This is a genomic window from Achromobacter sp. 1011791174, from assembly GCF_059760925.1.
Map to the genome: position 1 here is coordinate 15070 of NZ_JCBANH010000024.1, position 23691 is coordinate 38760.

A 23691-nucleotide genomic window follows, 5' to 3' on the forward strand; every position below is an offset into this window, starting at 1 on the left:
TCAATACGATCGGGTGTTATGTACGGTCAAATGCCTGATATCCGTGCAGTCGGATTGCATGCCGCCCGGGAATGTCCAATTCGCATTGGACGATCAATGCCGTGCCCGTTCGGCCAACGCTGTCCATGTCGAGCGTTGCACGAACGGTATTTTCTCCCGCACACAGTTCAAAACGCTGGCCAGTGATGGCGAGCTGGCCTGCGGCCGGTGCATTGAGGTGCAATTCAACACTATGGGATGTCGCGCTTGGCACCGCGAGACTGAACTTACCTGTGGCCCACGCTTCGAACCCGGAGGGGCTCTGTTTAATCTGAAACCCGCTATATAGGTAGGGGGCAGCTTGCGGGTTTCGGCAGTCGACGATATCTGGCGGATTCCACTCCAATCGTTTGCGCAATTGCCGGGCAGGGATGCCCGCCACGATGGAATAGGGGGGAACATCGGACGTCACTACGGCATTGGCCCCGATCACGCAGCCACGGCCGATGGAAACACCAGGCATGATCACGGCGTTTACACCAATCCAGCAGTCTTCTCCGATCTCCACGGGTTTGTCTTGATAGGGCAGATGACCTTCCGGAGATTGCGAGTGCAGTGCTTCCTGGAGTTGAATCGGCAATTCCGGCCGCCATTGATATATGTGCGTGCCGGACGAGATGAATACGTGCGGGGCGAAGATGCAATGGTTCCCGATGGAGACTGTGCCGTTCAATAAGACACCTGCCTGGAACGTCACGTTATTGCCGATATGCATGTGGGTAGCCGTGCGAAACTCCACATCACGGTACAACCAGCAATTTTTTCCAATGTCGAGCGTTGCGCGATGCACTTGCAGCACACAGCCAGGCCCGATTTTAGAGCCTTGGCCAATACGCAGGTCGGCGACATCGGATAGTAGAAGGGCGTCGGGATGTAAGCGAACGCGTCGTCCAAGCCAGTGCAACGTGTTCAGGCTTCGGGCTACGAATGTGTGGCGCCAGATGCGTTTGATCGTAGAGATCGTGCTCATGCTTTCTTCAGAAATAGTGTCGCTGCGGCCAAGGCAATAAAGCTCAGTACGGCCGTACTGAGCGCCAGAATGCCGAAGCTGTAGGGCGTGGGTGCGATGCCACGGGTTAGAGCCCATGCAGCCCACCCCCCTGTGGATGTCAGCAAGGCAGTGGCCTGGATCATGAGCACGATACGTTCACGCTTGATGATGATCAGATAGCTCGACCAGAAATCACTGATCCGGAATACGGCGGCAAGCACGAGAGGCATGAGCAACGGCAACGCGTCCAGATGCTGAGGATAAAAGCGCGTGATCGCTGCTTGTGCGATTGGAAATAATGCCAAAGCCAGAGCGGCGCCTGCGACAAGCAAGGTTGTAGAGACGGCGATCGTCAATTTTCTGGCACCACCGCCAGGATGTAACGCTTCCCGATGTGCAAGCAATGGAAATATACCGGCATTCAATAGAAACTGCGCTGATTGGGCGGCGGCCAATGCCATCCAGGCGAAGGAATAATGTCCAAATTGACTCAGCGTCAGATATGTGGCGGCAAGCCAGCGGTCGATTCCAAATGAAAAGAAAGAGACCAGGCTGTTCGTCAGCAGAGTCGTGCTGGCGCGCCAATCAATCTTTGCCAAGCGCTTGGTAGCTAGGTGCAGTTGGGTAGCGAGCTGGAGACCAGATGCCCGGGTCGTTGTCGGAATTAGGTAGAAAAAAATCAGCAGCGTGACGCTTGTTTCGGCGAGGACGGCGCCGACCACGCCCAGCCCCCCGTATAGCGCAGCGGTGCCGGCTGAAATCGTCAGAATGGTGCGGCACAGGGCGTGTTTGGCGTAGCGCATCATATCGAGGCGACTACGGCTTTCGATCAATGACAGGAGGAAACCCTGCTGCGCCCAGCCGTGGAGTAGACCGGCGGCAGGGATAAGCCAGTAGACGCCTAGCAAGTGGACGCTGGCGAGAATGCCGATCACACTCCCGGCCAGCGCGGTGGTGGTCGTGACGTACAGTCCGGACAGAATGAGTGTGCAAGCCCGGCGGAAACGTCTTCGGGCGAACAGCTTCGGGAGCTCACGATGGGCGAGCAGCTCGATCCCCAGACTGCCGACGACGCAAAACAAGGACGATATCAGCAGGATTTGTGACAACTCGCCGAATGCGTCCGCATCGACAAAGCGAGCGTATAGCAGCAGTTTTATGAACGACAGGGCTGCGGACAATCCCAACAGCGGAGTATACGAGAAGAAGCGCGTCGCGCGCCGAAGAAGCTGTGCGATCACTGGGTCTAGGCGCTCAAGCGTGCATATGTGTCACAGTAACCTGCCCAAGCAAGCAGGAGGCACTTCATCGTGCTGGTTTCGGTAGTCAAATAGTGCAAATTGGATCTGCAGCAACAGTCGTGGCTTGTGTTCGGGCGTAGTGCCTTTGTGCACGCAAAACGTATCTTCGGCAAAACCCGTACCCTTTTTGCCTGGAATATCCAGGATGCCCTCGGTTCCATAGATGCCTTGGATTTCGGCGTCCGTGTAACGGCGAATCTTCCAGCGGTCCGAAAACCGGGCATGTGGCCTCTTGTGGTGAGAGCGGGGTACGCATACGTGAGAGCCGTCGCCGGGGGCCACGTCAGTGAGATAGAAGAAGAACTTTACGAACGCGAAGTCGTCAACGTCGGAATGAAAGAAGTGCGCATGATTCATGCGGTCATGTTCGGAGGCATCGACGGGAAATGTCCACCACAGGCTGGTTCCCACAAGCTTGGGTAGGCCACCGAGATACTCGGCCGCAATTAGGCGAAGGACCGGGTCGTCCGCCAGCGTACGAATGTCAGAGCACTCCGATGCCGTGTTCATGTACTGCGCCAACAGAATGGGTTTGTCCAGAGCCGTTTCCGCCTGGGTCCGCTGCGACAAGAGGAACCCATGCGATGGATTGCGATCGGCGTAGCACGGCGCCTGCTCAGCGTATCGGCTTATCGCGTCTACTGTAACGGCGGGAAGTGTCAGCCCGAAGGCAACCCCGTGCTGCTTCAATTCCGTGGTGAACCGCTTGATGTCCACATCGCTGAACGCGCTGTTCTGCCGGCGTTCGTGAAGTGATTTCTGCAATTGGTCCCGCTGTGTCTTGTGTGAGAGGTTATAAGCGAACTTGGCAGCAGTTTTGACCCAGCGAAAACGTCCCGGGACACGCATCATCACAAACTTCGGGTTCTTGCGAATCATGGCGCTCAATTTGCTGAGTCGCGACATGCTGAGATTCATCTTTCGATATCCGGTTTTGGTGGACTAATGCTGCCTGCGGCATATTAGAATTGCCGATATTTTCTCAGTGCATTCAAGGCATACTGTGAAAAGCACCAGATGCTTTGCGGTAGATTCAGTTCCAGGTCTTTTCGGTAGGTATTCCAAACCATTTTGGCCGAGCGGCTCTTGTTTCTGGATACCGAATTGGCGACTACGCGATAACGCATCAGGTCTTCGGTAAATCCGTACGCGGTGAATCCACGGCTCAGTAGCTCCAGCCAAAGCACAAAGTCGTCGTAGTAGGTCTTTCGGAGCGCAAAAGGTCCGGTCTGTTCGCGATCGACGATTACGGTCGATGTGGCGATGGCTGTATTCTTCAATAGCTGGTTGCGAGTCAGTGTGGCGGGCGGGATTATCAAGTGGCCAGGATTCAAACCGTCTCGGTCAACTCGTCGATAGCTGGTGTATGACAGCGCGGCATTATGGCGCTGCATGAATTCAAGCTGGCGGCCAAGCTTTTCGGGAAGCCACCAGTCGTCGCTGTCGAGGAAAGCGACGTAACGGCCGGTGGCGGCCAGTACGCTCGCATTGCGGGCGGCGGCAGGGCCACCGTTTTTCGGCTGCTTTATCAGTTTTACACGTGGGTCAATCTTGTTGAGGGCTGCGACGATTTCCCGAGTATTATCGTTGGAGCAGTCGTCGGTAATGAGCATTTCCCAGTTTTGATAATCTTGGGCCTGCACGGACTTAACTGCCTGCTCAATAAATGCCGCAGCGTTATAGGCGGGCGTGATAATAGAAACAAGCGACGGATTGTCCATTGGAATAGTTGCCCCTTACGGCTTGAGCGAGGCTTCACAGACAAACGGCGTCGTGGTATTGTGCCGCCTCGATCTGGGCGTTGCGCGCAGCCGCACTTACGCCCTCGTCTTGATCGAAATGCTGGGTGGCAGTATATCAAATCCGCTCTTTGGTTTTCATGGAAAGCCGGGCCAGGCGTGGCCAAGCTGGAAGTCCCGTTAGAGCTGATGCAGATGCCGGGACAACAAATCGACACTGAAGCCTTACTTTAATGATGTTTTGGTTGCTAATAGTGGCGGTTGCACTGGCCGCCTGGTTGCTGACTGGGTTGTTGCGGCACTATGCGCTGGCGCGCAGCCTGATGGATGTTCCCAATGAAAGGAGTTCTCACGCGGTTTCGACGCCGCGGGGAGGGGGGTTGGCCATCGTTCTCAGCTTCCTGGTCGGACTGCTCGTACTTGGTCTGCTGGAGTTGGCGCCCTGGTCGGCGATTGTGGCGCTGGCCGGCGCGGGGGGGGCCGTGGCCGCGATCGGTTTTTTGGATGACCACGGCCATGTGCCGGCGCGTTGGCGCCTGTTGGTCCATTTTTCTGCTGCAGCATGGGCCGTGGCCTGGATCGGGGGCGCTCCGGCGCTCTATTTCGGGGAATGGATACTGTCGCCGGGCTGGATAGGCGCCGGCCTGTCTGCGGTGATGCTGGTCTGGCTGCTCAATCTTTACAATTTCATGGACGGCATAGACGGCATTGCGTCGGCGGAGGCGATCTGCGCGTGTGGCGGCGGAGCGGGGCTGTACCTGCTGCTGGGGCACGAGACTCATGCATATGGTCCGCTGCTGCTGGCCGCGGCTACTGCTGGATTCCTCTTCTGGAATTTTCCGCCGGCCCGCATCTTCATGGGAGACGTTGCCAGTGGTTTCCTGGGAATCGTGCTCGGCATTCTTGCACTGCAGGCGGGTTGGGTCGAGCCGCAGTTGATCTGGAGTTGGCTGATCCTGCTCGGCGTGTTCGTGGTGGATGCCACGTGGACGCTGTTGCGCCGATTGGTGCGGGGCGAGCGGGTTTATGAGGCACACAGGAGCCATGCCTACCAACACGCGTCACGCAAGGCCGGAGCCCACCTGCCGGTGACGCTGACGGTGATCGGGATCAATGTTCTGTGGTTGTTCCCGATGGCGGCCCTGGTGGCATTGGGCCATCTGAACGGTCTGATCGGCCTGGCCTTGGCGTATATTCCCCTGCTGGCAATCGCGTTGAGGTTCAGGGCTGGAATCCATGCCTAGCATGCACTAGGTGCATGTTGCATTTGCGGGACTCGTCGATTGGAGGGAGACGTGCCGAAGATCGGTCACGTTACAATCGGCGCACTGAATTGCTAGGGCTTTTGCTTTGTACACAACCTTCCGCTCTGTCCTGATTTTCGCCTTCGATCTGCTAGCAGTGGTCTTAGCGTGGGTGGGAGGGTTTCTTGTTCGCTTCAATTTCGAGTGGCCCGCCGACTACGCCTCGCAGATACTGATGGGGCTGCCCCTGTTGCTGTTGGTGCATGCGGTCGCCTGTAGGCAGGCTGGCTTGTATCGCGGGATGTGGGTGTTCGCGAGTCTGCCGGATCTGAAGCGGGTGCTCAAGGCCGTGGCGGTATCCTCGGCAGCCTTGTTGGTCGTCGTGGCTCTGGACCGCAGTGAGCCGACGATTCCCCGTTCGATGCTGGTGCTTTTCCCGGTTTTGCTGCTGCTGATCATGGGTGGAGGGCGGGCCGCCTGGCGCATGTGGAAGGAGCATCGCCTGTACGGACGTCTGGCAACCCAGGGCAAGCCGGTCGTGGTCGTCGGCGCCGGGACCGGCGGGGCGATGCTGGTGCGAGAACTGGAGCGCACCGCCGACTGGCACGTAGTCGCGTTGGTTGACGACGACAGCAAGAAATGGGGATTGGAGCTTAGCGGCAGGCGCATCGTGGGTCCTGTGAGCGAGCTGCCGAACATTCTGGGCGATCACCGGGCATCGCATGTCATTCTCGCCATGCCTTCTGCTTCCCCTGCCGCGCGCAGGGCGATCGCTGACATGGCTGTGAGCGCCGGGGCGCAGGTGTTTCTCGTGCCCGGGCTGGAAGAGTTGATGAGCGGGCAGGTCGCCATCAATGCCATGCGGCCTGTAGTTATCGACGATCTGCTGGGTCGCGATGTGGTTCGCATCGATGCCGAGTATGTACAAGCGATGCTGAACGGGAAGACCGTGCTCGTGACAGGCGGGGGCGGGTCGATTGGTAGTGAACTGTGCCGGCAGCTGGCGCGTTTCGCTCCGGCGCGGCTGGTGTTGTTCGAGGCCAATGAGTTCGCGTTGTACACTGTCGAGCAGTGGTTTCATCAACATCGCCCGGAAATTGAATTTGTGCCTTTGGCCGGCGACGTCAAGGACGCCGTGCGCATCGAGGAAGTATTCCGGACGTGGCGTCCCGACGTGGTGTTCCATGCCGCGGCCTACAAGCACGTGCCCTTGATGGAAGTGGGCAACGCCTGGCAGGCAGCGCGCAATAACGTACTTGGTACTATGCGGGTCGCAGAATGCGCGGTGCGCTTTGGCGCTTCGCGGTTCGTGCTGATTTCCACGGACAAGGCCGTCAACCCGACCAACGTCATGGGTGCGACCAAGAGGATGGCCGAGATGCTCTGTGAGGCTTTGTACCAGCAGCATCAGACCACGCGTTTCAATATGGTGCGGTTTGGCAATGTGCTTGGCAGTGCGGGTAGCGTCATTCCGAAGTTTCAGGAACAGATCTCGCGCGCCGGGCCGGTAACTGTGACTCACCCCGAGATCAATCGGTATTTCATGTCGATTCCGGAAGCGGCCCAGCTTGTGTTGCAGGCTGCGTCGATGGGCGAAGGCGGCGAGATCTTCGTGCTGGATATGGGCGACCCGATCAAGATCGTCGATCTGGCGCGTAACATGATCCGTCTGTCCGGCTATACAGAGACACAGATACGCATCGAGTTCACGGGCTTGCGACCGGGGGAAAAGCTCTATGAAGAGCTATTGGCCGATTCCGAAATGACCGTGGAAACGCCGCACGAGAAGTTGCGCATTGCGCGTTCCCGTCCGGTGCCGGCCAATTTTCTGGCCGATATTTCCGCTTGGTTGATGCAGGATGGGGTGGTCAGCGACGATGACGTCCGATCCGCATTGCAGCGTTGGGTGCCCGAATATGTGGCGTCAGCCACAGGCGGCACCGAGTCCGTGTCCAATCCGGCCGCGCGTGCCGCGCCGGGAGAAAACTGCGTCGTAGAAAAATAGGACCAACCCAAGAGTTGTGCGCGGCTGTCCAGGAGCGGGGTTTTTTCGGGCGGCCGACGTTCTAGAAGGTAGAATCGCGCTTTCTTACCCGCTGACGCTCTTCGGCCAAGCCGTCCGCGCGAGGCAATTCCCGTATGGTTACTACTTCGCACCCGCTACGTGTTCTCATTGTTCGGACCTCGTCATTAGGGGACTTGGTTCACATGCTTCCCGCGATATCCGATATGGTGCGGCATTTGCCCAATGTGGAAATTGACTGGATCGTGGAAGAGGCTTTCGCCGAGATCCCGACCTGGCACCCCGGCGTCAAGAACGTCATCAAGGTTGCGCATCGCCGCTGGCGTAAAGCCTGGTGGTCCAAGGCGGTGCGGGCCGAGCGTCGGGCCTTGTCCCAGCGCTTGAGGCTGGTCGAGTACGACATTGTGCTTGACATGCAAGGGTTGTTGAAGTCTGCGTGGCTGGTCAGGCAGGCCAAAGGAGTTCGGCACGGACTGGATTGGCGCTCGGCGCGGGAGCCGTTGGCGGCGCTGTTCTACAACGTGCGGCATCGTGTGGAATTCTGGCAGCCGGCCGTGATCCGTCAGCGCAAACTCGCGAGCCTAGCTCTCGGCTATGACTATGCCGGGCGCCCGGATTTCGGGCTGCAGGCTTTCATGCGGCGAAACATGGTGGCGCAGGATGAGGGTGCCGAGGCTGCTGCCGTTGCCGAGCCGGACGCCGTCGCAGGCGTCGGTCGGGTGCTTCATCTGGGCATCGACGGCGGTTATGCCGTGATCATGCCGTCGGCCAGTCGTGACGACAAACTTTGGCCGGAAGACGATTGGCGGGCAGTTTTCCGGAAGTTGCGTGATGCGGGATGTACGCTTCGGCTGTTGGCTGGCAACGATCAGGAAGCGCAGCGGGCGCGCTTGCTGATCGCGGGGATGGAAGCGGCAGAGGTATTGCCCCGCATGGGCCTGACCGAAGTTGCACGCCTGCTGGCTGGCTCACGCCTGATGGTGGGGCTGGACAGTGGCTTGACGCATCTGTCTGCGGCGCTGGGCCGGCCGACTATCGGTATCTATCGCGCTTCCACGCCTGTGCGCACGCCACTGGTGGGTTCCAACTATACCGCCAGCCTGGGAGACCGGGGCGCGTCTCCTTCCTGCGAAGCGGTTTTGGCGGCGGTCGACCAGGCCCTGGCGGCCGCCTGAATCCATGAGAAGGGCTGCTTATACGCTGGTGCTGAGGCTGATGGCGCCGCTTGTGTGGGCGTGGATGGCCCGGCGCGCGCGCAAGGCCGGCGGGGACTGGGGCATCCTGTCGCCGGAGCGGTTTGGTCGGGAGGCGGGCACCGTCAACCTAGATCGTCCCGTATGGATACATGCGGTCTCTCTCGGGGAAACCCGAGCCGCGGAACCGCTGATTCAGAAAGTGCTGGATCAAGGGCTACCGGTTCTGCTGACACATACCACTGCGACTGGACGTCAGGAGGGCGCCCGGGTGTTTGCGACCGCAATCGCGCAAGGGCAACTTCTACAGCGTTGGCTTCCCTATGATTTCCCGGAAGCAACAGAGCGCTTCATGCGTGCCTGGATGCCTCGCTGCGGAGTCTTGATCGAACGGGAAATTTGGCCCAATCTGCTTGCCAGCGCACAGCGCAGCCAGGTTCCGATGACCTTGGTCAGCGCGCGCTTTTCGGAGTCATCGTTACGGCAGGCCCGGTGGCTTGGGCGGGCAATGCGTGAGGCGATGGGTAGCCTAGCGGCCGTGCTGGTCCAATCGACCGAGGATATGCGCCGGCTTGCCTTGGCGGGAGCGCGACAGCTGCACATCACGGGGAATCTGAAATTCGACGTCACACTGCCGCAGCGGCAATTGACGGAAGGACGGGCCGTGCGGAGCGCGATTGGGCGTGGCGTGGTGGTGGTGGCGAGTACACGGGAAGGGGAGGACGAGCAGTTCGTCGCTGCCATCAAGGCGCTCGCCCCGTTGCCCGATATGCCGCTGTTTGTCGTGGTCCCCAGGCACCCGCAGCGATTCGATACGCTTGCTCGGCAATTGGAGGAGGCCGGGCTGGCGTATGTGAGACGTTCCGAAGGCCAGGGTGCACCGGAAAGTTCAGTGGCGGTATTGCTTGGCGATACACTAGGAGAAATGGCTTTCTACTACGGTATGGCCGATGTGGCAGTGGTAGCCGGTAGCTTTGCTAGGCTTGGCGGTCAGAACCTGATCGAGGCGTGCGCGGCTGCGGTGCCGGTGATCGTGGGGCCGCATACTTTCAATTTCAAGCAGGCCGCCGAGGATGCGATTGAGGCAGGAGCGGCTTTGCGTGCCGCCGATCCGATACATGCACTGGATGATGCCATGAAGTTGATGGCGGACACGCCTGCCAGGCAGGCGATGGGCAAGGCTGCGCTGGCCTTCATCACTGCGCATGCCGGCGCAACTCAGCGGACTTTCCAGGCCTTGTTGCCCTGGCTGTGACGATAATCGAGGCCGGAATGCCAGAGTCCTCGAGGGATCATTTGCAGCGTGCAAAGCCGGCGAGGGTATCGAGCAGTGCCTGGCGCCCCGGCACAGGTGCAGACCAACCGGTGCGTGTGCGCGCGTGCGACCAATCCACGAGCATCGGTTGCGTCAGGCTATCGATCTCGCCTCGCTTGCCGATCAGGCTGGCCGCCCATCGCAGCAAGAGGGGGGGAAAAGGCAGCAGGCGTGCCGGTTGGCCATAGGCGTGGGCAATGGCCTGGATCAGTTCGGGAACGGTGAAATCCGAGCCATCGCCGATGACGTAGGTACCGCCGGGAGTCTTTCTGTCGGCGACAGTCGCCAGGAAATCCGCCAGGTTTTGCACCTGGATGAACGAGCGAGCATTGCGGATTGAGGCGAGCGGCAGCGGGAGGCCCTGCCTAACAAGGTTGATCAGTCGCGGAAAATTCCCGGGGCACGCAACTCCGTAGACCATGGGCGGGCGGACGATGCACAAGGCCTCGGAATCCTGGGCGTAAGCCTGGGCAAGCTCGCGCTCCGCTGCAATCTTTGAATGGGCGTAGGGGCTGGTGCCGAGCAGCGGCGATTGTTCGGTCACCGGAGTGCTGGACCAGCCGCCATGCACGCCCAGCGTGCTGACCTGCACGAAACGGCCGACTTTGGCTTCCTGAGCTGCTTGCACGCAGCGGCGCACCATAGCGCGGTTGGTTTTATCGAAAAGATCGCGCCCGGCGTCATGGGACACGCGCGTATGCGCCCGTCCCGCCAGATGCACCAACGCGTCGCACCCCGCCAGCGACTTTGCGTCGGGAATCCCTTCGTCATGCGTCACCCACTGGACACCTCGCAGTTCGGCAACTGCAGGCGGACAAGGACCGCGCGATATCGCAAGCGTGTCGTCGCCGCGATCGGCCAGTAGCTTGATCAGTGCCTGGGCAATATAGCCGGAAGATCCAGTAACAGCGATGCGCATAAGGGGGAGGTCAGGCAGTGCGGGAAATGGCAGGATCTACCGCTGCGCGGCAGACGGTCGGGATATCAGGGTGATTGCAGCGGCGTTCAATTCCTGGTTCAGGCGCCGCGCGTCGCGGCCCGCGTCTTCGGGTCGCATGCCGAGCATGCCTTGTCCCAGCGCATAGGCCCACAGGTTCGCCAGCAGGATCAGGATGAACAGCACGCGCATGGCCGGCCCGTCCCTTCAGTCCGGATTGCCGGCCGTGGCGCGGGCCATGGCGGCCAGGCCGTCGAGCACGGGATGGTCCAGGTAGACCGGCACGGGCGTGGCGCCGAATGCGCCGCCGGCGTCGGCGAGCAGGCGCTCGATTTCCTGGTGGACTTCGGGCCAGCCGCCGCCCGCCGCGAAGATCTGCGGCGTTTCGCCATAGCGCTGGCGGCCGGCCAGCCATTGGCGCACCACCGCGCCGGCCTGCGCGGCGGCGATGCCGGAGGCGATCGCCTCGTGCGTATCGGCGGGATAGGCGACGACGCGGCCGTCGGCGACCGGCAGGTTGGCGGTGCCGTGGGCCAGCGCGTTGCGCATCATGGCGGGGCCGGGCAGGATCAGGCCGCCGGCGAACACATTGTCGGGGCCCACGGTGTCGATGGTGGTGGCGGTGCCGAAGCTGGCCAGCAGGAAGGGAGGATGCGCGCCGGGCAGGCGCGACAGCACGCCCAGCAGCGACGCCCACCGGTCCGAGCCCAGCTGGGCCGGCTGGCGGTAGCCGTTGGTCAGCCCCAGCGTGCTGGGCTGCGAGCGGGCCCAGGTCACGGCGCAGCCGCGCTTGAGCAGGATCTCGGCAATGGCCGCGCCGCGCGCGTCGCCGGCCACGTTCACGCCCAGGGCGCGCAGCGGGCGGCGGGGCAGGCCATCCAGCCAGCGGTCCAGCGCCGCCAGATCCAGGCCGTCGAACGCGACGGCGGCCGGCTCGCGCGGCATGTCGGGATTGCTGGCGTCGAGCCAGCCGACCTTCAGGCGGCTGTTGCCGGAGTCGATGAGAATGATCATGCTTGCGGCCGAATCGAGATTTCGCCGACCGAGACGGGCGTGTCGCCGGCCTCCGTGCGCAGCAGCAGCCGGCCTTGCGCGTCGACGCCGCGGGCAGTGCCGCTCATCAGCACGGCGCCCTTGTCCAGCACGTTCACCGGTCGTCCGGCCAGCGCGTCCACGTCGGCGTAGCGTTGCGCGAAGGCGCCGAAGCCTTCGCGTTCCAGCGTGCGCACCGCGTCGTGCCAGGCCATGGCCGAGGCGCAGACCAGGTCCACGGGCGTCGAGGGCCGGGCGTCCGATTGCGCGGCCACGCGGGTCCAGTCGGCCACGTCGCGACCCAGGGCCAGCGACAGCGCATCGGCGTCGATCAGGTTCACGCCCATGCCGATGACCACGGTGTAGCCGGCGTCCGCGCCGCCGGGGTTGCGCGTGGTTTCCACCAGCACGCCGGCCAGCTTGGCGTCGCCCCACTGGACGTCGTTGGGCCATTTCATGCACAGACCGGGCCGCGAGCCGGGGCCCGCGACGGACCGCAGCGCCTCACAGGCGGCGACGCCGGCCAGCGGTGACAGCGCGGGCAGCTGGGCGGCGGGCAGGTGCACGTCGAAGGCGCAGGAAAACATCAGGGTCGCGCCCGAGCGGTTCTGCCAGGGGCGGCCGGCGCGTCCGCGGCCGGTTTCCTGCAGGTGCGTGCCCAGCAGCCAGGGCTTGCCGGCGCCTTGTCCGGCGCGGGCGCGGCCCAGCAGGTCGGCGTTGGTCGAGCCGGTGCTGGCCGTCCAGGCGACGTCTTGAAAGGCGGGCAGGCGCGAGCCGAGTTCCCGGGCCAGGGCTTCGGGCGCGGGCAGCGCGGCGTATGGGTCTTGAACGGGCATGCCCGCGATTGTAGGGCAGGAGCGCCGGATCCCGGCAAAAGGCGGCCAGGGCCGTTCCCGGTATGACCGCAGGGCCTTGGCGGGCGCCGGTAATGCCTCGCGAGTGAAACGCGGCAGCGTATATGATGGCGGATACATTTTTGCATCGGTGTGTCTTCCCTATGCCCCATTCCAACTCATGCCCGCCCGGCGCCGCGCCTTTCCGCAAGGAAGGCGGGGTGTGCCATGTTGCGGGAGACTGGAGCGTGCTGGCGCTGGCCCAGCCCGGCGAGGTCGAGCGCCGGCGCGAGGTCATGGCCCGCGCGGCGGGCGGCGAGGGCGTGCGCTGGGATCTGCACGGCATCAGCCGGCTGGACACCATCGGCGCGCTGCTGATCTGGCAGGCCTGGGGCGAACGCCTGCCGGAGCGCGTGCGCTGGGCGGCCGGCCAGCAGGACGTGTTCAACGCGCTTTCCCTGAACAAGGGCGGCACCCGCGATGTGCCGGCCAAGGAAGACCCCTGGGGCTGGCTGCGCGCCGTGGGGGATGCCGTGTTCCGCGCGGCCGGCAATGGCCGCGCGCTGCTCATCATGCTGGGACAGCTGATCCTGGATCTGGGCGCCATGCTGCGCCGTCCGAGGCTGGGGCCATGGCGCGAGATCTCGGCCCAGGTGTACCGGGCCGGCGCGCAGGCGCTGGGCATCACGGCGCTGGTGGGCTTCCTGATCGGTGTCGTCTTGTCCTATTTGTCGGCGCAGCAATTGCAGATGGTCGGCGCCGACCGCTTCATCGTGCGCCTGCTGGGCGTGTCCATCGTGCGCGAGCTGGGGCCGGTGCTGGCCGCCATCCTGGTGGCGGGCCGGTCGGGCTCGGCCATCACCGCCCAGATCGGCGTGATGCGGGTGACCCAGGAGCTGGATGCCATGCTGGTCATGGGCATCTCGCACGGGCAGCGCCTGATCCTGCCGCGCGTCGTGGCGCTGGCGGTGGTCATGCCGCTGCTGGTGCTGTGGACCGACGCCATGGCGCTGCTGGGCGGCATGCTGGCGGCGCAGGCGCAGCTGGGCGTGTCGGCGCAATGGTTCCTGACCTCGCTGCCGGACGCGATCTCGCTCACCAATTACTGGATCGGCATCCTCAAGGGAGTGACTTTCGGCGTGCTGATCGCGCTGATCGCCTGCCATTTCGGCCTGCGCATCCAGCCCAACACCGAAAGCCTGGGGCGCGGCACCACCACCTCCGTGGTCACCTCCATCACGGGCGTGATCCTGCTGGACGCCCTGTACGCGGTGATCTTCAGCACGGTGGGCATCTGATGGGACGGGGCCGATGAACGCCGCGACCCAGAACCGCCTGTTCGCCGAGGACGGCGTCACCACGGAACCGGTGATCTCGGTGCGCGGCCTGCGCACGGCCTTCGGCGACCACGTGGTGCACGACAACCTGGACCTGACCGTCTTTCGCGGCGAGATCATGGTGCTGGTGGGCGGTTCGGGCACGGGCAAGACGGTGCTGCTGCGGCAGATCATCGGCCTGGAGCGGCCGGCGGCCGGTTCCGTGCGCGTGCTGGGACAGTCCCTGTTCGACCTCGCGCCGGCCGAGCGGCGGCGCCTGTCGTACCGTTGGGGCATGCTGTTCCAGGCCGGGGCGCTGTTCTCGGCGCTGTCGGTCTACGACAACGTGGCCCTGCCGCTGCGCGAACTGCGCGCCATTCCCGAAGATCTGGTGCACGACGTGGTGATGTGCCGGCTGGCCATGGTGGGCCTGTCGGCGCAGGATGCCGGCAAGCGGCCGTCGGACCTGTCCGGCGGCATGGTCAAGCGGGTGGCGCTGGCGCGTGCGCTGTCGCTGGATCCCGAGCTGGTGTTCCTGGACGAGCCCACCGCGGGGCTGGATCCGCTGCGCTCGGACGAGTTCGTCGACCTGGTGCGCAGCCTGCACCGGCAGCTGGGCTTCACCGTCGTCATGGTGACGCACGATCTGGACACGCTGCTGGCGCTGGCCACGCGCGTGGCGGTGCTGGCGGACAAGCGGGTGATCGTGTGCGACACGGTGCCGGAAGTCCTGAAATTCGACCATCCGTTCATTCATACATTCTTCTTGGGCGAACGCGGCCTGCGCGCGCTCGGGGACCTGGCGCCGAAGGGATTGCAACATGGAAAACCGTAGTCATGCGCTCATGGCCGGTATCTTCACGCTGGTCTTGCTGGCCGCCGCCGCGCTGGTGGCCATCTGGATCGGACGGGACCGGACCCAGCTGCAGCCATATGAAATCGTCTCCGCCACCGCCGTCAGCGGCCTGAACTCGCAGTCGACCGTGCGCTACCAGGGCGTGCCGGTGGGCAAGGTGCAGTCGCTGGCGCTGAACCCCGACAAGCCGGGCCAGGTGCGCATCCGCATCGGCGTGGCGCCGTCCACGCCGATCACCGAATCGACCTGGGCCGAACTGGGCGTGCAGGGCGTGACGGGCTTGGCCAACGTTGAGCTGCGCGACGACGGCAGCTCGCTCAAGCGGCTGACCTCGACCGCGGCGGAGCCCGCCGCGATTCCGCTGCGACCGGGCTTTTTCGAACGGCTCGAGCAGCGCGGCGGCAAGCTGATCTCGAACGTCGAGGAAGCGACCAACCAACTCAAGCTGGTGCTGAGCGAGCAGAACGTGCAGGCGCTGGGCACGGCGCTGCGCAACGCCGGCGAGCTGACCGAGTCGCTCAAGAACGCCAGCCGCGAGTTGCAGCCGGCCATGGCCAAGATCGGGCCGCTGGTCGATTCGCTGGGCGACGCCTCGCGCCAGGCCGGCCGCGCCGCGCGCGAAGTGGGCGATCTGGCGCAGCAGGCGCGCCAGTCCCTGGCCCGCCTGAACGCGCCCGACGGCCCGCTGGCCACCGCCACGCGCAGCCTGAGCGACATCGCGTCGGCCGCGGCGCGGCTGGACGGCGAGACCCTGCCGGCCATTACCGGCATGGCCCAGAACATCGGCCAGGCCGCCCGCGGCGCCACCTCCACCCTGCGCCGTGTGGACAGCACGCCGCAATCCTTGCTGTTCGGCCCCGCGCCGGCGGCGCCCGGACCCGGCGAAGCCGGATTCGCCGGCTTTGGGAGCACGTCCAAATGAAGATGCGCAGCGCGTTTCTGGTCTTGACGCTGGCTTTGGCCGGCTGCGGCGTGGGCCGCGTCGGCACGCCGCCGTCCGTGTTCGATCTGGGAGCCGACCTGCGGCCCGCCTTGCAGCTGCCGGCGCGCGCGCCGATCGCGCTGGCCTACACGTCGGTGCCCGCGCTGTCGGACTCCGGCATCATCTGGCGAGTCGGCGACAGCGCGGCGCCCAAATCCTATGCCACCTACCGCTGGGCTTCCTCGCCGTCGGACCTGGTGCGTCAGCGCCTGACCGAGCGCCTGTCGCGCCAGGGGCCCGTGCTGGGCGAACGGGTCAACGGCCAGACGCCGCAGCTGCAGGTCCAACTGCAGCAGTTCGAGCAGGTCTTCGCGCCGGACGGCGCGTCCAGCCAGGGCCGCGTGGTGCTGCAGGCGGTGCTGGTGAACGGGCACAAGGTGCTGGGCCAGACCCGCATCGCCGTCCAGGCGCCCGCGCCGACGCAGGACGCGGCCGGCGGCGTGGCCGCGCTGCGCCAGGCGACCGACGACGCCGCCGACCAACTGGCGCAATGGCTGGCGACCGCGCTGCCGTCCGCCGGTTAACATCGCTGCTTTCCGCTACACCGCTTGAGTCCGCCCATGTCCGCACGCACCGAAACCCTGGCTTACACCGGCGCCGCTGGCCGCATCGATTGCGCCGTCGATTGGCCCGACGGCACGCCGCGGGGCTGGGCGCTGGTGCTGCACCCGCATCCGCTGCAAGGCGGCGCGCGCGAGAACAAGGTGGTCACCACCATCGCGCGGGCCTGCGTGCAGCATGGCCTGGTCGCGGTGCGCCCCAACTTCCGTGGTGTTGGCCTATCCGAAGGCGAATTCGACAAGTCCGTGGGCGAGACCCGCGACATGCTGGCCCTGGTGGCGCAGGTGCGCGAGCAGCATCCCGAGCTGGCGCAGGCGCCCTGGGTGCTGGCCGGCTTTTCCTTCGGCACCGCCGTCGCCGCGCAGACCTATGCGGCGCTGGCCGAGCAGGGCGATGCGCCGCTGCCCTCGGCGCTGATGCTGATGGGCCCGGCGGTGAACCGGTTCCAATCGCACGAGGTGCAGGTGCCGGGCGACACGCTGATGGTGCATGGCGAGCAGGACGAGGTCGTGCCGCTGTCCGAGGCCATGGACTGGGCGCGGCCGCGCTCGATTCCGGTGGTCGTGATCCCGGGCGCCTCGCATTTCTTCCATGGCAAGCTGCTGGTGCTGCGCGAACTGGTGCAGGCGCGCCTGACGGTCGCGCTGGGCTGACGGGCGCCTGATCGCGGTGCGGCGGCCGCGCGGCGTTGCAACAGGTTGCATGTTGGAGCACGCGGGGAACCCCTTGCGCGCGGGGCGGGTCCTATCGACTGCCTATAATTGTCAGCCACTTGCCCCGCGCCGGCGGGCGTCTTTCCTGGACCCACGTTGCCGATGAAGAATTTGCCTTACTCCGCCCAATCCCCCGTTGTCTTTGCCCGCCGTGCCCTGTCGGGCGCCGTGCTGGCCGCGCTGCTCGTCGCCGGCGCGCCGGTCCTGGCGCAGCAACAGACGCCCGCCGCCGCGACCGCGCCGGCGGCCGCCGTGCCGGCGACGACGGGAGTGGTGCCGGTGGGAGACGTGTCGGCCGTGCCCGCGCCCACCATCGCCGCCAGGGCCTGGATCGTCATCGACGTGAACAGCGGCCAGCTGCTGGCTGCGTCCAACCCGGACCAGAAAGTCGAGCCGGCCTCGCTGACCAAGATCATGACCGCCTACGTGGTCTTCAATGCGCTCGAGGAAAAGCGCCTGACGCTGGAGCAGACCGTGCCCGTGTCCGAGCACGCCTGGCGCACCGGCGGCTCGCGCATGTTCATCGAGCCGCGCAAGCCGGTCACGGTGGACGAGCTGAACCAGGGCATGATCGTGCAGTCGGGCAACGACGCCTCGGTCGCGCTGGCCGAGGCCGTGGGCGGCAGCGAGACCGCCTTCGCCGCGCTGATGAACCAGGAAGCCGAGCGCCTGGGCATGAAGAGCACGCACTTCATGAACGCCACCGGCCTGCCCGATCCGCAGCACACCACCAGCGTGCGCGACCTGGCCACGCTGTCCTCGCACCTGATCACCGACCATCCGCAGTTCTTCCACTACTACAAGCAGAAGAGCTACACCTACAACAAGATCACCCAGCCCAACCGCAACCGCCTGCTGTGGGCCGACCCCTCGGTCGACGGCATGAAGACCGGCCACACCGATTCGGCCGGCTACTGCCTGGTGTCGACCGCCATGCGCGGCGACCGCCGCATCCTGGTGGTGGTGGTGGGCACCGACAGCGAAGCCACGCGCGCCGAGGAAAGCCTGAAGCTGCTGAACTGGAGCTTCCAGAACTTCGACACGGTCAAGCTGTTCGACAAGAGCCAGCCGGGCATCGACGCCCGCGTCTGGGAAGGCACCGTCGAAACCGTCAAGCTCGGCCCGCCCAACCCGGTCTCGATCGCCGTGCCGCGCGGCAAGGCCGGCGAGCTCAAGCCGGTGGCGCAGCGCAACGATCCGCTGATCGCGCCGCTGGCCAAGGGCCAGCAGGTCGGCACCCTGCAATTCACGCTGGACGGCAAGGTGCTGCGCACCGAGCCGCTGGTGGTGCAGGACGCGGTCGAGCGCGCGGGTTTCTTCGGCCGCATGGTCGATACCGTCAAGCGCTGGTTCAATTAGTCCACCCCCGAAGCGCCCTTGGCGCTTCCCCCTCGAGGGGGCGCCACGACGGACCGGCAGAGCCGGATCCGTGTGGCCTGGCTTGTGGGGCGGTGGTGGCTGGCGGGGGCGCGTGCCTCGCACTCTCTTGAGCCTTCTTGGCTGTGGTTGCGTTGTCTCGTGACCTGAAGAACCTCATTGTTTCTGCGCCGCCGCTGGCGGCGCGGGTGTAAGCTTGCTACGGGCGTTTCCCTTCGGGGGCGCCCGTTCTCCATTTGGGCGCGCGCCGGGCGGCGTGGCCCTGTCCAATTCATATTCTTGGGGGTTTCATGATTCCGGGCGTGCAGGGCGACAGCCAGGCTTATCTCAATGGTGATTTCCTGCGTATCGACGAGGCCAGGATCTCCGTGCTGGACCGGGGCTTCATCTTCGGCGACGGCATCTATGAAGTCGTGCCGGTGTACCACGGCAAGGCCTTCCGCATGGCCGAGCACCTGAACCGTCTGGATCGCAGCCTGGCGGCGCTGCGCATCGCCTCGCCCCATGACCGGGACGGCTGGGTCCAGCTGATCAATGATCTGCTGGCCCGCAATATCCAGGACACCTGCATCGTCTACCTGCAGGTGACGCGCGGCGTGGCCAAGCGCGATCACCAGTTCCCCGCCCAGCCCGTGCCGCCCACGGTGTTCGGCATGGTATCGCCCTGGGCGCCGCCGTCGGCTGCGCAGCGCGCCAGCGGCATGACGGCCATCAGCATTCCCGACGAGCGCTGGCTGCACTGCGAGATCAAGTCCGTGTCGCTGCTGGGCAACGTGCTGGCCAAGCAGCAGGCCGTGGACGCGCAGGTCGATGAAGTGGTGCAGTTCCGCGACGGCTTCCTGACCGAGGGCTCGTCCACCAACATCTGGGTGGTATCCGGCGGCAAGCTGCTGGCTCCGCCCAAGAACAACCTGATCCTGGAAGGCATCCGCTACGGCCTTATGGGCGAGCTGGCCGCCGAGGCCGGCATTCCTTTCGAGTCGCGCCGCATCGGCCGCGAGGAAGTGGAAAACGCCGACGAGCTGCTGCTGTCCTCGGCCACCAAGGAAGTGCTGCCCATCGTCGCGCTGGACGGCAGGCCGGTGGGTTCGGGCAAGCCTGGCCCCGTTTATGAGCGCCTGCGCGCGGGTTATGATGCCCGCATCGCCGGCCTGTAAGCAGGCCGCAGCACGCGCCAGTTCCCACGCTCTCGTCGGTGCTGGCGCACCACCTGCTACGCTCGAACGGGCGTCGCTCCGCGGGGCCGCGGCAGCGCGTCCTTCAGGGGATGTCCGTTCAGGGGCCGCGCACAGCGCGACGCAGGTGGGTATCACATCAGGCTTCCATCATGCACATCCCGCCCGAAGAATCCCTCATCGAATATCCCAGCGACTTTCCCATCAAGGTCATGGGCAAGCAGCATCCCGAGCTGGCCCAGACGCTGACCGAGGTGGTGCTGCAGTTCGACCCGGGCTTTGACGCCGCCACCGTCGAGATGCGGCCCAGCAAGGGCGGCAACTACATGGGCCTGACCTTCACCGTGCGCGCCACCTCGCGCGAACAGCTCGACGCGCTGTACCGCGCGCTGCATGGCCACCCCATGGTGTCGATCGTCATCTAGGCCGGCATGGCTGTGATCAAGTGGCTCGCGAGTCCGGCCGACTACCTGTCGGTCTGGCGCGACATGCAGGATTACACCAACCTGCGCGGCGCCGACACGCCGGACGAGATCTGGCTTTGCGAGCACGCGCCGGTCTACACGCTGGGGCAGGCGGGCTCGCCCGGGCATGTGCTCAATCCCGCCGGCATCCCCATCGTGCATTGCGACCGGGGCGGGCAGGTCACGTATCACGGCCCGGGCCAGGTCATGGCCTATGCGCTGTTCGACCTGCGGCGCGTCGACATGTACGTCAAGGAATACGTCACGTTGCTCGAGGGCGCGGTCATCGACACGCTGGCCGAGGCCGGCGTGGCGGGCGCCTGCCGCAAGCCCGGCGCGCCGGGCGTGTATGTGCCGGATCCCGATGGCGGCGGCGAGCTGGCCAAGATCGCCGCGCTGGGCATCAAGATCCGCAACGGCCGCGCCTATCACGGGGTGTCGCTGAACGTGGACATGGACCTGGCGCCCTTCCTGGGCATCAATCCCTGCGGCTACGCCGGCCTGCGCACCGTCGACATGGCGGCCTGCGGCGTGCGCCGCGAGCTGGCGGACGTGGGCGAGGCGCTGGCGCGCAATCTGGTTGCCGCCTGGCGCCGCGCACGGCCCACGGCGGTCGGCGGCGAACCCGCCTGTAGTCCCGTCTGAACGCCAGTTCAGACGCAGCGTTCGCCATCCGTTTTCCCGCCAGATCCTTCTCGTCCGACATGAAATCCATCACCGCGGCGGACATCTCCGCCACCACTCCCGCGCAGCTGGCCGCGCTGCGCGCCGGTCCGCCAGAGGCCTACGCCGCCTGGATCCAGGCCGCCGCCGACCTGGGGCTGCTGGAGGCCCAAGCCATCCTGGGCCAGATGCTGCTCGACGGTCATGGCATGGCGCGCGATCCCGAGGCCGCGCTGGGCTGGTTCAAACGCGCCGCGCAGGCCGATCACCTCATGTCCATCAACATGGTGGGCCGCTGCTACGAGAATGGCTGGGGCGTGGCGCGCGACGAGACCGTGGCCGCCTACTGGTTCCGGCTGGCCGCTGATCGCGGCCTGGACTGGGGCATGTACAACTATGCCCACATGCTGCGCGATGGCCGCGGCGGCGTGGCGCAGGATCCGGCTGCCGCGTTGGCCCTGTACCAGCGCGCGGCGCAGTCCGACCATGTGAAGTCCATCGGCGTGGTGGGGCGTTTCCACGAGGTCGGGACCGTCGTGCCGCGGGACCTGGAGCAGGCGTTCGATTGCTACCGGCGCGCTGCCGAGGGCGGGGATTTCCGGGGCATGTTCCATCTGGGCCGGCTGCTGCTGCAACGCGGCCAGCGCGACGAGGCCGAGGCTTGGCTGGACCGCGTGCCTCAGACCGCCACGGCGGTTTTCCTGCGCGAAGCGGACGCCATGTTGCGGGAAATGGGCGTTGCGGCGCGCTACGGCGAGCCCGCCGTCAAGGGCGCGTAGTCCGGTTCCGTCCGGCGACTTTGCGCGGCACGCGGAGCGTTTCGCGTGGCCGAACCAAGGGCGGTCACGCCGCCTGCTTCGTGCCTGCCTCGCCGTCGGTGCGCCTGCCTGCAGCGTTCAGGTGCTGAGCCGCGCTTCCAGGACCGCTTCCAGCACGACGCGCGCGCCCGGTCCGCGATCGCCCGCCAGGCGTTCCAGCAGCAGCAGGCCGGCGCGCCGGCCCAGCTCCGCCGCGCTGGCCGTGAGCGTGCTCAGGCCCGGCGCCCATTGGGCCGCGCTGCCGTCCTCCGACACGCCCAGCACCGCGACATCCTGCGGCACATGCAGATCGCGGTGGTGGGCTTCGGACACGGCCCCGGCAGCGAGCAGATCCGAGCTGGCGAACACGGCGTCGAACAGGGTGTTGGTGGCCAGGAGCCGCAGGAAGGCCATTCGGCCGTCGTTCGGCTGGCAGGCCTCGGGCTGGATGATATCGGCCGCCAGTTCCAGGCCCAGCGACCGAGTCGTTTCGATGAAGCCCTGCCGGCGCTCGCGTTCCCAGGGCGTGTCGGCGCTGACGCAAGCTACGCGTGCATAGTTTCTATCGGCGAAATGGCGGGCGGCCAGGCGGCCGGTATCGATGTTGGCGTACAGCACGGCGCTGTCCAGCGGCCCGGCGGGCGTGGCCCAGGTTTCCACGATGGGGATTTCCAGCGACGCCAGCGCGGCGCGCAGGCCCGGATCGTCCGCCGGCCCGATGCACAGGACCGCCGCCGGCGCCAGCGCATGCAGCCGGGGCAGGCCAGCCGGCTCGTGCCAGGGACCGGCAGCCAGGTAATGACCGGTCTCGGCCAGGACGCCGGCGCAGGCCTGCACGACTTGCGCCGTCGGCCCCGTATCCAGGCGGGGGGCGATCAGGGCGACGGGGCGGGGCAAGGCGGGCATGGGCGGATTCTGGAAAAAGACAGGCGTGACGATAACCCAGACGCTGCTGGGGGCGGCCTGATACGTGCGGCCCCAGACTGGCAGACTCAGACGGGCGACCCCCGGGGCGGGCGGACCTGGTCCATGAAGGGTAAAATGCCCTTTTTTGTCTCGGACCGGGCGCCTGGGTGCGCCGGTCATGAAGGTGCCTCATGTCCACGCTTGTCGAGTCCCCTGTCCCCTCGGACGAATCCGCCGCCGCTTCCGCCGCGGCCTACGATCCGACGCAAAAGCAGAAGTCGCAGGCCAAGACCGCGCGCATTCCGATCAAGATCGTTCCGGCCGAACGCCTGAAGAAGCCGGAATGGATCCGCGTCAAGGCCGCCGCGCCCGGCTCGCGCTTCTACGACATCAAGCGCATCCTGCGCGAGCACAACCTGCACACGGTCTGCGAGGAAGCGTCCTGCCCCAACATCGGCGAATGCTTTGGCAAGGGCACGGCCACGTTCATGATCATGGGCGACAAGTGCACGCGTCGCTGCCCCTTCTGTGACGTGGGCCACGGACGTCCCGATCCGCTGGACCCCAAGGAACCCGAGAACCTCGCGCGCACCATCGCCGCGATGAAGCTGTCCTACGTGGTCATCACCTCGGTCGACCGGGACGACCTGCGCGACGGCGGCGCCGGCCATTTCGTCGATTGCATCACGCATATCCGCGAACTGTCGCCGACCACCCGCATCGAGGTGCTGGTGCCCGACTTCCGCGGCCGCCTGGACCGCGCGCTGACCATCCTGAACGCCGGTCCTCCGGACGTCATGAACCACAACCTGGAAACCGTACCGCGCCTGTACAAGCAGGCTCGTCCGGGTTCGGACTACCTGCATTCGCTGAAGCTGCTGGCCGAGTTCAAGAAGCTGCATCCCGAGGTGCCGACCAAGTCCGGCCTGATGCTGGGCCTGGGCGAGACCGACGAGGAAATCCTGCAGGTGATGCGCGACATGCGCGAGCACAACGTGGACATGCTGACCATCGGCCAGTACCTGCAGCCGTCGGAGCACCATCTGCCGGTGCTGCGCTACGTGCATCCGGATACGTTCGCGATGTTCGAGCGCGAGGCTTATGCGATGGGCTTCACGCATGCAGCGGTGGGCGCGATGGTGCGGTCTTCGTACCATGCGGACGAGCAGGCGCACGCGGCGGGCGTCAACTGAGCGCCGGGGCCGGCGACGGCCCGGCCGCATTCACGGCCATG

Annotated in this window: 24 protein-coding genes; 15 read left to right on the plus strand and 9 right to left on the minus strand. The window is 65.2% G+C overall.

The window, feature by feature from the left end; genetic code table 11:
• Window positions 1-16: 16 nt before the first annotated feature.
• Genes AC6LJ5_RS11115 through AC6LJ5_RS11130 form a run of 4 tightly spaced genes read right to left on the minus strand, consistent with a single transcriptional unit; the run spans window position 17 to window position 4052 of the window.
• Window positions 17-1009, minus strand: a complete 993-nt coding sequence (locus AC6LJ5_RS11115) for an acyltransferase (RefSeq protein WP_498140483.1) — start codon at window positions 1007-1009, stop codon at window positions 17-19.
• Window positions 1006-2271, minus strand: a complete 1266-nt coding sequence (locus tag AC6LJ5_RS11120) for a lipopolysaccharide biosynthesis protein (protein ID WP_498140484.1) — start codon at window positions 2269-2271, stop codon at window positions 1006-1008. Before AC6LJ5_RS11120 ends, AC6LJ5_RS11115 begins: the two co-directional genes overlap by 4 nt.
• 30 nt (window positions 2272-2301) lie before the next feature.
• Window positions 2302-3249 (minus strand): phytanoyl-CoA dioxygenase family protein, encoded by a 948-nt coding sequence (locus AC6LJ5_RS11125; RefSeq protein ID WP_498140485.1) that lies wholly within the window; start codon window positions 3247-3249, stop codon window positions 2302-2304.
• Between the two features lie 44 nt (window positions 3250-3293).
• The gene (locus AC6LJ5_RS11130) at window positions 3294-4052 is read right to left on the minus strand and encodes a glycosyltransferase family 2 protein (protein ID WP_498140486.1); all 759 of its coding nucleotides are present in this window, start codon (window positions 4050-4052) and stop codon (window positions 3294-3296) included.
• Window positions 4053-4303: 251 nt separating this feature from the next.
• On the opposite strand from AC6LJ5_RS11130, the gene AC6LJ5_RS11135 reads away from it, so the two are divergent.
• From AC6LJ5_RS11135 to AC6LJ5_RS11150, 4 genes are all read left to right on the plus strand, one after another.
• Window positions 4304-5314 (plus strand): MraY family glycosyltransferase, encoded by a 1011-nt coding sequence (locus tag AC6LJ5_RS11135; RefSeq protein WP_498140487.1) that lies wholly within the window; start codon window positions 4304-4306, stop codon window positions 5312-5314.
• A gap of 106 nt (window positions 5315-5420) precedes the next feature.
• Entirely contained in the window at window positions 5421-7319 is a 1899-nt protein-coding gene (locus AC6LJ5_RS11140) for a polysaccharide biosynthesis protein (RefSeq protein WP_498140488.1), read from the plus strand.
• A 203-nt stretch (window positions 7320-7522) separates the two neighbouring features.
• On the plus strand, window positions 7523-8512 hold the full coding sequence (waaC, locus tag AC6LJ5_RS11145) for a lipopolysaccharide heptosyltransferase I (protein WP_498140489.1): 990 nt from the start codon (window positions 7523-7525) through the stop codon (window positions 8510-8512).
• Window positions 8513-8516: 4 nt separating this feature from the next.
• Complete coding sequence (locus AC6LJ5_RS11150) at window positions 8517-9785, plus strand: 3-deoxy-D-manno-octulosonic acid transferase (RefSeq protein ID WP_498140490.1); 1269 nt, start codon at window positions 8517-8519, stop codon at window positions 9783-9785.
• Window positions 9786-9822: 37 nt separating this feature from the next.
• On the opposite strand, the gene AC6LJ5_RS11155 is transcribed toward AC6LJ5_RS11150, so the two are convergent.
• Genes AC6LJ5_RS11155 through AC6LJ5_RS11170 form a run of 4 tightly spaced genes read right to left on the minus strand, consistent with a single transcriptional unit; the run spans window position 9823 to window position 12650 of the window.
• Window positions 9823-10764 (minus strand): NAD-dependent epimerase/dehydratase family protein, encoded by a 942-nt coding sequence (locus AC6LJ5_RS11155; RefSeq protein WP_498140491.1) that lies wholly within the window; start codon window positions 10762-10764, stop codon window positions 9823-9825.
• Between the two features lie 36 nt (window positions 10765-10800).
• Entirely contained in the window at window positions 10801-10974 is a 174-nt protein-coding gene (locus AC6LJ5_RS11160; protein WP_498140492.1) for a hypothetical protein, read from the minus strand.
• A gap of 15 nt (window positions 10975-10989) precedes the next feature.
• Window positions 10990-11796, minus strand: coding sequence for a type III pantothenate kinase (locus AC6LJ5_RS11165; RefSeq protein WP_498140493.1), 807 nt, complete (start codon window positions 11794-11796; stop codon window positions 10990-10992).
• Window positions 11793-12650, minus strand: a complete 858-nt coding sequence (locus AC6LJ5_RS11170) for a biotin--[acetyl-CoA-carboxylase] ligase (protein WP_498140494.1) — start codon at window positions 12648-12650, stop codon at window positions 11793-11795. The genes AC6LJ5_RS11165 and AC6LJ5_RS11170 overlap by 4 nt, the downstream gene beginning before the upstream one ends.
• Before the next feature lie 161 nt (window positions 12651-12811).
• Here AC6LJ5_RS11170 and AC6LJ5_RS11175 point away from each other — a divergent pair, with 161 nt between their 5' ends.
• From AC6LJ5_RS11175 to AC6LJ5_RS11220, 10 genes are all read left to right on the plus strand, one after another.
• Complete coding sequence (locus tag AC6LJ5_RS11175) at window positions 12812-13945, plus strand: MlaE family ABC transporter permease (RefSeq protein ID WP_498140495.1); 1134 nt, start codon at window positions 12812-12814, stop codon at window positions 13943-13945.
• 13 nt (window positions 13946-13958) lie between these two features.
• A complete protein-coding gene (locus AC6LJ5_RS11180) occupies window positions 13959-14798 on the plus strand; it encodes an ABC transporter ATP-binding protein (protein WP_103271647.1) in 840 nt (279 codons plus the stop codon).
• The gene (locus AC6LJ5_RS11185; RefSeq protein ID WP_498140496.1) at window positions 14785-15741 is read left to right on the plus strand and encodes an MlaD family protein; all 957 of its coding nucleotides are present in this window, start codon (window positions 14785-14787) and stop codon (window positions 15739-15741) included. The genes AC6LJ5_RS11180 and AC6LJ5_RS11185 overlap by 14 nt, the downstream gene beginning before the upstream one ends.
• Window positions 15738-16325 (plus strand): ABC-type transport auxiliary lipoprotein family protein, encoded by a 588-nt coding sequence (locus AC6LJ5_RS11190; protein ID WP_103271645.1) that lies wholly within the window; start codon window positions 15738-15740, stop codon window positions 16323-16325. The genes AC6LJ5_RS11185 and AC6LJ5_RS11190 overlap by 4 nt, the downstream gene beginning before the upstream one ends.
• Before the next feature lie 36 nt (window positions 16326-16361).
• Window positions 16362-17015 (plus strand): alpha/beta hydrolase, encoded by a 654-nt coding sequence (locus AC6LJ5_RS11195; protein WP_103271644.1) that lies wholly within the window; start codon window positions 16362-16364, stop codon window positions 17013-17015.
• A gap of 162 nt (window positions 17016-17177) precedes the next feature.
• Entirely contained in the window at window positions 17178-18434 is a 1257-nt protein-coding gene (locus AC6LJ5_RS11200; RefSeq protein WP_498140497.1) for a D-alanyl-D-alanine carboxypeptidase family protein, read from the plus strand.
• A gap of 308 nt (window positions 18435-18742) precedes the next feature.
• Window positions 18743-19609: a D-amino acid aminotransferase gene (locus tag AC6LJ5_RS11205; RefSeq protein WP_498140498.1), complete on the plus strand. Its 867-nt coding sequence runs from the start codon at window positions 18743-18745 to the stop codon at window positions 19607-19609.
• Between the two features lie 170 nt (window positions 19610-19779).
• Window positions 19780-20052 (plus strand): YbeD family protein, encoded by a 273-nt coding sequence (locus tag AC6LJ5_RS11210; RefSeq protein ID WP_392410456.1) that lies wholly within the window; start codon window positions 19780-19782, stop codon window positions 20050-20052.
• 12 nt (window positions 20053-20064) lie between these two features.
• Window positions 20065-20736 carry a lipoyl(octanoyl) transferase LipB gene (gene lipB, locus AC6LJ5_RS11215; RefSeq protein ID WP_103271640.1) on the plus strand — a complete coding sequence of 224 codons (672 nt, stop codon included), beginning with the start codon at window positions 20065-20067 and terminating at the stop codon, window positions 20734-20736.
• A gap of 59 nt (window positions 20737-20795) precedes the next feature.
• The gene (locus AC6LJ5_RS11220; RefSeq protein WP_498140499.1) at window positions 20796-21533 is read left to right on the plus strand and encodes a tetratricopeptide repeat protein; all 738 of its coding nucleotides are present in this window, start codon (window positions 20796-20798) and stop codon (window positions 21531-21533) included.
• A 117-nt stretch (window positions 21534-21650) separates the two neighbouring features.
• Here the strand turns inward: AC6LJ5_RS11220 and AC6LJ5_RS11225 are convergent, their stop codons facing one another.
• Window positions 21651-22457: a substrate-binding domain-containing protein gene (locus AC6LJ5_RS11225; RefSeq protein WP_498140500.1), complete on the minus strand. Its 807-nt coding sequence runs from the start codon at window positions 22455-22457 to the stop codon at window positions 21651-21653.
• A 191-nt stretch (window positions 22458-22648) separates the two neighbouring features.
• Here AC6LJ5_RS11225 and lipA point away from each other — a divergent pair, with 191 nt between their 5' ends.
• Entirely contained in the window at window positions 22649-23650 is a 1002-nt protein-coding gene (gene lipA / locus AC6LJ5_RS11230; protein ID WP_212319191.1) for a lipoyl synthase, read from the plus strand.
• The last annotated feature ends 41 nt before the right edge of the window (window positions 23651-23691 follow it).

Coding starts and splice junctions, on each gene's coding strand:
- AC6LJ5_RS11150 (WP_498140490.1), top strand. CDS start 8,517: ATGAGAAGGGCTGCTTATACGCTGGTGCTGAGGCTGATGGCGCCGCTT.
- AC6LJ5_RS11195 (WP_103271644.1), top strand. CDS start 16,362: ATGTCCGCACGCACCGAAACCCTGGCTTACACCGGCGCCGCTGGCCGC.
- AC6LJ5_RS11220 (WP_498140499.1), top strand. CDS start 20,796: ATGAAATCCATCACCGCGGCGGACATCTCCGCCACCACTCCCGCGCAG.
- AC6LJ5_RS11180 (WP_103271647.1), top strand. CDS start 13,959: ATGAACGCCGCGACCCAGAACCGCCTGTTCGCCGAGGACGGCGTCACC.
- AC6LJ5_RS11210 (WP_392410456.1), top strand. CDS start 19,780: ATGCACATCCCGCCCGAAGAATCCCTCATCGAATATCCCAGCGACTTT.
- AC6LJ5_RS11115 (WP_498140483.1), bottom strand. CDS start 1,009: ATGAGCACGATCTCTACGATCAAACGCATCTGGCGCCACACATTCGTA.
- AC6LJ5_RS11225 (WP_498140500.1), bottom strand. CDS start 22,457: ATGCCCGCCTTGCCCCGCCCCGTCGCCCTGATCGCCCCCCGCCTGGAT.
- AC6LJ5_RS11185 (WP_498140496.1), top strand. CDS start 14,785: ATGGAAAACCGTAGTCATGCGCTCATGGCCGGTATCTTCACGCTGGTC.
- waaC (WP_498140489.1), top strand. CDS start 7,523: ATGCTTCCCGCGATATCCGATATGGTGCGGCATTTGCCCAATGTGGAA.
- AC6LJ5_RS11165 (WP_498140493.1), bottom strand. CDS start 11,796: ATGATCATTCTCATCGACTCCGGCAACAGCCGCCTGAAGGTCGGCTGG.
- AC6LJ5_RS11175 (WP_498140495.1), top strand. CDS start 12,812: ATGCCCCATTCCAACTCATGCCCGCCCGGCGCCGCGCCTTTCCGCAAG.
- AC6LJ5_RS11135 (WP_498140487.1), top strand. CDS start 4,304: ATGATGTTTTGGTTGCTAATAGTGGCGGTTGCACTGGCCGCCTGGTTG.
- lipA (WP_212319191.1), top strand. CDS start 22,649: ATGTCCACGCTTGTCGAGTCCCCTGTCCCCTCGGACGAATCCGCCGCC.
- AC6LJ5_RS11130 (WP_498140486.1), bottom strand. CDS start 4,052: ATGGACAATCCGTCGCTTGTTTCTATTATCACGCCCGCCTATAACGCT.
- AC6LJ5_RS11170 (WP_498140494.1), bottom strand. CDS start 12,650: ATGCCCGTTCAAGACCCATACGCCGCGCTGCCCGCGCCCGAAGCCCTG.
- AC6LJ5_RS11155 (WP_498140491.1), bottom strand. CDS start 10,764: ATGCGCATCGCTGTTACTGGATCTTCCGGCTATATTGCCCAGGCACTG.
- AC6LJ5_RS11205 (WP_498140498.1), top strand. CDS start 18,743: ATGATTCCGGGCGTGCAGGGCGACAGCCAGGCTTATCTCAATGGTGAT.
- AC6LJ5_RS11160 (WP_498140492.1), bottom strand. CDS start 10,974: ATGCGCGTGCTGTTCATCCTGATCCTGCTGGCGAACCTGTGGGCCTAT.
- AC6LJ5_RS11125 (WP_498140485.1), bottom strand. CDS start 3,249: ATGAATCTCAGCATGTCGCGACTCAGCAAATTGAGCGCCATGATTCGC.
- AC6LJ5_RS11200 (WP_498140497.1), top strand. CDS start 17,178: ATGAAGAATTTGCCTTACTCCGCCCAATCCCCCGTTGTCTTTGCCCGC.
- AC6LJ5_RS11190 (WP_103271645.1), top strand. CDS start 15,738: ATGAAGATGCGCAGCGCGTTTCTGGTCTTGACGCTGGCTTTGGCCGGC.